Origin of the sequence: Acidocella sp., from assembly GCF_028687955.1 — a bacterium.
Lineage (GTDB): Bacteria > Pseudomonadota > Alphaproteobacteria > Acetobacterales > Acetobacteraceae > Acidocella.
On record NZ_JAQTZC010000061.1, the window covers coordinates 7,314 to 14,098 of the forward strand.

Consider the following 6,785-nt stretch of genomic DNA (forward strand, 5'->3'; position numbering starts at 1 on the left):
CCCGGCCTTCCGAGATAGCGATGGGTAGCGCTGCGCTCACCCATCCTACGCTTGCTAACTTATTTTGTCTTTTTTGTTTTGCTTATGGTACAGCCTCTATTGTGGGAGGAGCGTGTCATGCGGCGATTTTTGTGTGTTTTGGTGCTCGCTTCTCTTTTTTGGCTAAGAGAGTTTGTGCATCCGGCAATGGCGGCGTCCCCAGACTGGGATGGCCCGGCGTGTAGCATCGGCGCAGCGAGCTTTGTGGTCTGTAGCCAAGAGCCATCCGTGCCGGGCGATATGGGGCCTTGCTACGTCAGTCGTTTTGCCAATTATTCGCCGGACCCTGTACAACTCGACCTCATCGCGATCTGCCAAGCAGCCAAACGTGCGCTGAGTGCGACCCCTGACCAAAGAGCCAACGCTTTAACAAGAGTAGTCGGGCTTGGGGTTGAGATAAATGCTGAAATCCGTGACGCCCCATCTGACGCGGAAAATTCTCTTGATGCACTAAAATCAATTAGTCATGATTATGATGCGTTAGGCGGAAGTATCGTTGTCTACTCATCTTCCCAGTCAGATGACGATTGGTCCGATGTGGAGAATAACTTGCTCGATTTAGAAACAGACGCACAGGTTTGGGGCGACTAAAGACCATCTACCGCATAACCCGCAGCCCGCCCGGCCATTGTGCCGGTTTTTGTTTGGAGAGGGTGTGGAGATAGCAAGGACAGCAAATGTAGGGCGGAAAAGCGCAGCGTATTCCGCCATCTTTGCCCCCCTCAAGCCACCCGCGCCACCTCACCCACAAACCCCACTTCCGCCCCATCCAACGCGCGGCGCACCGAAACCGCGCCTCGAACCCCCGCCGGAATCGCCACCGCGAATCCGCAGCATCCGCTGCCCAGCCCCGCCGCCCGCACATCCGCCCGGTAGCCATTGGCTAGCACCCGCGCCACGACCTCGGCCCCGGCGAAAACCAGCAGTTCCACCGGCACCTCGGGGCACGCCGGGCACAGCGCCCAGCCCGCCACCACTTCCGGCCCGGCCACCTCCAGCGCCCCGCGCAACGCCCCGGCCAATTCGGCCACCGGCGCAATCCCCGCCCGCGCGTTCACCGCTGCCTGCGCATCGCGCAGCCCAAACCCATCCTCCAGCCGCGCCATGCAGGCCACCGGCGCCGCCTGTTCACCCGGATACAGCGCCTCGAACCCCGCCGCGTTGTGGAATTTCCGGCGCTCGCCAATATCGAGATAACTCTCCGCCGGGCAGTTTTGCGCGAACACCACATCATGCGCCGCCAGCTCGATATGATAATAGCTGACCCGCTCCACGCTCTGCGCCTGCGTCACGCTGACACCATTCACCAGCCGCCATGCCGGCACCAGCCCGTCACCGGCCAGAATCCCATGCCCCGGCGAGACCCAAAGTGCGCGCTCCGGCACCCCATCACCCAGCGCCCCGGCGTTGATACAAACCGGCAGCATCAGGTGGTTGCCGGTTAAAAACCGCCCGTCATAATGGCTGACCCCGATCCATTTAACCCGCTGACGGCCCTTGAAGAGGCTCAGCACCTCGTCGCCGATGGCGAGGCTCTCCACCGCCGCTTCGCCCTCCGGCGTGGCGATGCGCGTCCCCGCCGCGAAGCACAGCACATTGAACCCCAGCGCGCTCATCAGCGCCGTATCAGCCGATGAAATGGTGTTCAGCACGCCTTGATTGGCATAGGCGGTGAAGGCATCGTTCCCCGCGCTGCCCGCCCAGTCGGAGAGATCGGAGATGGTGGAGAGCGTATCCAACGCCGTGGCGCCGCCGTCGATCGAGATATACGTCAGGTTCGTCCCGTTGGTCTGCAACGTGCCCGGCGCGGCGTATTTATACAGATCCATGATGAACTGCGGCGCGCCGGAATTGGCGTCGATCCGCCCCAGCGCATGCGTCAGCTCATGTTCGGCGACCCCGACAAAATCATACTGGTTGGATGGCACGCTGGTCCCGGTGGTGCTGAAATCCAGCAGCGCCCCCGCCGAGCCAAAGATAACAAAGCCATCCTGCCCCGGCCCGGCGGAGCCTGTCATAAGGCCCAGCGCCTCGGCCTGCGCATCAGTGAGCTTCAAATACCCGGTCCCGGTCGGGTCCACGGCGGGCAGGTTGGCGGCGGCCTCTATGCCCGCGGGTGTTGAAGCATGCGCCTTCAGCGCCGCCACCACGCCCGCATAGCTGAAAGCCGTCATGTTCGCGCCGCCCTCGCCGAACACGGCATTGTTCCAGGAGACCTCGATGCTCACCGTCACGGGGTCGGTGATCAGCGCGTCGAGCTGGCTGGCGGCATAGTCCATGGCCGTGACGAAACCGGCGGGCGCCAGGCTCGTGCTCGAGTCAAAACTCAGTTGAATATCCATCGGCCTCACGCCCAGATCGCGCTAGGATTGTTGGCCAATTTTTGCCTCCAGGGCAAGCTCACCCGCCCAGAAACCGCCGTATCCCCGCCACCGCCTCGGCCAGGCCGGAGCGGATCACCGGCGCTCCCTCGGGGAAGGCGCTCAGCAGCCGCGAGGGCATCTGGCGGTCCAGCAGCACGAACACGCCCCGGTCATCGGCCCGGCGGATCAGCCGCCCGAACGCCTGACGCAGCCTTAAGCGCACGATCGCATCGTCATAATCCTTGGGCGCCCCGCCGGAGAGATGCGTGCGCCGCGTGCGGTGCAGAATATCCGGGCGCGGCCAGGGCGTGCGCTCAAACACCACCAGCCGCAACGCGTTGCCGGGAATATCCACACCGTCGCGCATCGCATCGGTGCCGAGCAGGCAGGCGTGCTCCTCGGCGCGAAAAATATCCACCAGCGTGGCGTTGTCCATGGCGTCCACATGCTGGGCGTAGAGCGCAATTCCCGCCGCCTCCAGCGGTTTGGCGATGCGCGCCTGCACCGCGCGCAGCCGCGAGATGGCGGTGAACAACCCCAGCCCGCCGCCGCCCGCCGCCTGAAACAGCGCCTGATACGCCCCGGCCAGCGCGCCCATGTCCTGCGTGTTCACATCCGTGATCAGCGCGATGCGTGTGCGCTCCGCATAATCAAACGGCGAGTCGAACGCCGCGCGGATGGCGGGCGCGGCCAGATGCGCCGCCCCGGTGCGCGCCTCGGCACCCTCCCAGGCGGTTTCGTTATCCGCCCCGTCGCGCAGCGTGGCGGAGGTGATGAGCATGCCATGCGCCGGGCGCGCGATGGTCTCGATGAACGCCTCCGTCGGGTCCAGCAGATGCGAGAGCAGCAGCACGTCGCGGTCGGTTCCCGCCTCGCGTTCCAGGCGCAGAAACTCGATCCGCCCCGGCCGCTCGCCGGGTTTGGCCTCGCCCCCCAGCCCGTCCAATATCCGCCGCCATGCCGTGATGCTGTCGATCGCCCGGCGCTTGATGCTGCGCGCGGTGCCCTCCAGCCGCTGGCGCGAGGCTTCCTCCAGCGTTTCCGCCTCGGCCTCCAGCCGCTCCAAAAACCGCTGACGTAACGTCACCAGGGGCAGGCGCAGCTTCTCCAGCGCGGCCGAGAGCGTGGCCGCCACCGGCAAAATCTCCGGGTCGATCGGGTGCAGATCCACCTCGAATGCCATCGCCCCTTTAATCTCCGCCTCGGTGCCACGCGCCAGCGCCTGCACCCGCAACGCCCGCAAAAACGCCTCTGCCGGGTTTTTGTCCGATTCCAGCTCAGGGTCCAGCCGCGTGGAGAACATTGGCGCCGGCAGTGCCTTGGCCGCCAGCAGCGCCGCGTCCAGCGCGCGCTTTATGGCATCGTCCGTCGCGGCGAAATCCTCCAGTCGCCGCGCCAGCCCCCGCGCGCGTGAGCGTGCGCCCTCCGCCCCCAGCAGCCAGCGCCGCAGCTCCGCCATCGCCGCGCCGGAGAGCTCCACCGCGAAAGCACTGTCAGCGGCATCAAAAATATGGTGCCCTTCGTCGAACACATAGCGGGTGGGCACATAATCATCATCCAGCCCGCCCCACACGGCCTGCGCCATCACCAGCGCGTGATTGGCAATCACCAGATCCGCCTCGCGCGCGTTGCGGATCACCCGCTCGATCACGCAGGTGGAAAAATGCGGGCAGGCGGCGTGGATGCACTCGCCCCGCCGGTCCGCGATCTGCGCCAGCAGGCTATGGCCGAACAGTTCCGCGAACCAGCCCGGCAGGTCGCCGCCGAACAAATCGCCATCCGCGCTCGCCATCGCCCAGCGCGCGACCAGCCCCAGCGGCACGGCGTAGCGCTCCACGCCCATCGCGTCCTCGAAATTGAGCAGGCAGAGGTAATTCTCCCGCCCCTTGCGCAGCACCACCTTGGTGCCCTCCGGCAGCCGCCCCGCCTCCTGTTCAATCTGGCGCTGCAAATGCCGGGTAAAGGTGGAAACCCACACCGCGCCCTTGTTCTGCTGCGCCCACAGGCTGGCGGGGGCCAGATAGCCCAGCGTCTTGCCCGTGCCCGTGCCTGCCTCGGCCAGCACCACATGCGGCTGGCCCTCCGCTTGGCGCGGCTTGAAGGCGGCGGTCACCGCCGAGGCATAATCGGCCTGCGCCGGGCGCTGCTCCGCCTCCGGCCCCAGCAGCGTGGCCAGCCGCGCCCGCGCCTGCCCGGATGTCACCGCAAATGCCGAGGGCGGCGGGCGTGGGGCGGATTCCTCCCATTTCGGCAGGCGCTTCCAAAGCCGCATCGCCATGCCGTCCGGCCTTGCGCCCGGTTGCCCCAGAGCCGCCAGCACATAAGGCGCCCAGCCCCAGCCGGCGGCTCCCATCCGTGCCGCCAGCCCGGCCGCGTCCTGGTTCGCCGGCACATTTTTGCCCGCCGCCAGCCTGGCCAGCAGCGCCTCGGCCATCGGCGCCAGCAACCGCGCGCCGTCCTCCAGCGTTTCCGGTACCTCCATCTCCAGCGCGCGCGCCAGCCCGGCGGGTGTGGGCGCCAAGCCGCGGGCCGGGCACACAAAGGCAAATAATTCCAACAAATCCAGCACCTGCACGGCCGGATTGCCCAGCCGCTTCAGCGTCGCCGGGCCATGCACCAGCAGCGGCACCGCGCCGCCGAGCTGCTTGGCGACAAGCCCCGGCTTTACTTCCACAGCCGCGCCATCGTGCGTCAGCAGCACGGCGCGGCCATGACCGGCAACAAGGGCGGGGGAGTCCGGCAGGAAAGGCATTGCTCTCCGTATAGACGCGGCGGAATTTTGACCATAGAGCGGGGCTATGAGCGAACAGATTTCTACCCAGCCGAGCTGGCCCTTCCGTGAAGCCGAACGTGTTGCCGCGCGCCTGAAGCAAAAAGGCAAGACCGAGGCGTTGTTCGAGACCGGCTACGGTCCGTCCGGCCTGCCGCATATTGGCACCTTCGGCGAGGTCGCCCGCACCAGCTGGGTGCGCAAGGCCTTCACGGATCTCACCGGCCTGCCCTCGCGCCTGTTGGCGTTCTCCGATGACATGGACGGCCTGCGTAAGATTCCAGACAATGTGCCCAATAAGGAGATGCTCAAGCACCACCTCGGCAAGCCGTTGACCAAAGTGCCCGACCCCTTCGGCAAGTTCGAGAGTTTTGGCGAACACAACAACAACATGCTGCAGGATTTTTTGAACGAGTTCGGCTTCGAGTTCGAATTCGCCTCCTCGTCTGATTATTACGCCTCCGGCCGGTTCGACAACGCGCTGCTGCATGTGCTCGCGCATCATGATGCCATCGTCGAGATCATCCGCCCCAGCCTCGGGCCGGAGCGCCGCGCCAGCTATTCGCCCATCCTGCCCATCCACCCGCGCACCGGCATCGTCATGCAGGTGCCGATTGATCAGGTGGACGTGGAACACGGCACCGTGTTCTGGACCGACCCGGACACCAACACGAAATACGAGACCGCGGTTACCGGCGGCGCCGCCAAGTTGCAATGGAAGGCCGACTGGGCGATGCGCTGGCACGCGCTGGACGTTGATTACGAGATGTCCGGCAAAGACCTCATCGACTCGGTGAAGCTCTCTTCCGCCATCGTGCGCGCGCTGGGCACCGAGCCGCCGGTCTGCCTCACCTATGAGCTGTTCCTGGACGACAAGGGCCAGAAAATCTCCAAATCCAAGGGCAACGGCCTCTCGGTCGAGCAATGGCTCACCTACGCGCCCAAGGAGAGCCTGGGCCAGTTCATGTATCACGCGCCGCAGCGCGCCAAGCGCCTGTTCTTTGATGTCATCCCCCGCGCGACGGATGACTACATCGCCGCCGTGGCGGCGCTGCCCACGGCGGAAAAACCGCATGAAAACCCGGCCTGGCACATTCATGGCGGCGAGCTGCCCGAACACGCCGGCTCGCCCATCGGCTTCACCATGCTGCTCAACCTCGCCTCTGTCATCAACGCTGACAGTCCGGAAATGCTCTGGGGCTTCATCCGCGCCTATATCCCCGGCGCGAACGCCGAGACCTACCCCTTCCTGGCCCGGCTGGTGCATCACGCCATCGTCTACAACCGCGATTTCGTGGCGCCCAAAAAGCAGTTCCGCGCGCCGGGCGAGGTGGAGCGTGGCGCGCTGCTCGACCTTGCGGAAAGCCTGAAGGCGAACGAGATGGTGCAATACCCCGGCGCAACCCCGGCGGAGCAATTGCAGAATCTGGTTTACGCCATCGGCAAGCGCCACCCCTTCGCGCCGCTCAAATCCTGGTTCGACTGCCTGTATCAGGTTCTGCTCGGCCAGGTTGAAGGCCCGCGTTTCGGCGGATTCATCGCGCTTTACGGCATCGAGCGTACCATCGCGCTGGTCGAGACCGCGCTTGCCCGCAGCGTGGAGGCAGCCTAGC

Annotated in this window: 4 protein-coding genes; 2 read left to right on the plus strand and 2 right to left on the minus strand. The window is 65.5% G+C overall.

Translation table 11 applies throughout. From position 1 onward, the window contains the following. Nucleotides 1-117: 117 nt before the first annotated feature. A complete protein-coding gene (locus tag PHE40_RS08745; RefSeq protein ID WP_299960842.1) occupies nucleotides 118-630 on the plus strand; it encodes a hypothetical protein in 513 nt (170 codons plus the stop codon). A 131-nt stretch (nucleotides 631-761) separates the two neighbouring features. Here the strand turns inward: PHE40_RS08745 and PHE40_RS08750 are convergent, their stop codons facing one another. Then, complete coding sequence (locus PHE40_RS08750) at nucleotides 762-2,381, minus strand: NF038122 family metalloprotease (RefSeq protein ID WP_299960880.1); 1,620 nt, start codon at nucleotides 2,379-2,381, stop codon at nucleotides 762-764. A gap of 58 nt (nucleotides 2,382-2,439) precedes the next feature. Beyond that, on the minus strand, nucleotides 2,440-5,154 hold the full coding sequence (locus PHE40_RS08755; RefSeq protein ID WP_299960882.1) for an ATP-dependent DNA helicase: 2,715 nt from the start codon (nucleotides 5,152-5,154) through the stop codon (nucleotides 2,440-2,442). Nucleotides 5,155-5,200: 46 nt separating this feature from the next. On the opposite strand from PHE40_RS08755, the gene PHE40_RS08760 reads away from it, so the two are divergent. Next, nucleotides 5,201-6,784 carry a lysine--tRNA ligase gene (locus PHE40_RS08760; RefSeq protein ID WP_299960884.1) on the plus strand — a complete coding sequence of 528 codons (1,584 nt, stop codon included), beginning with the start codon at nucleotides 5,201-5,203 and terminating at the stop codon, nucleotides 6,782-6,784. Nucleotide 6,785: the final 1 nt, after the last annotated feature.

Coding starts and splice junctions, on each gene's coding strand:
- PHE40_RS08760 (WP_299960884.1), top strand. CDS start 5,201: ATGAGCGAACAGATTTCTACCCAGCCGAGCTGGCCCTTCCGTGAAGCC.
- PHE40_RS08755 (WP_299960882.1), bottom strand. CDS start 5,154: ATGCCTTTCCTGCCGGACTCCCCCGCCCTTGTTGCCGGTCATGGCCGC.
- PHE40_RS08750 (WP_299960880.1), bottom strand. CDS start 2,381: ATGGATATTCAACTGAGTTTTGACTCGAGCACGAGCCTGGCGCCCGCC.
- PHE40_RS08745 (WP_299960842.1), top strand. CDS start 118: ATGCGGCGATTTTTGTGTGTTTTGGTGCTCGCTTCTCTTTTTTGGCTA.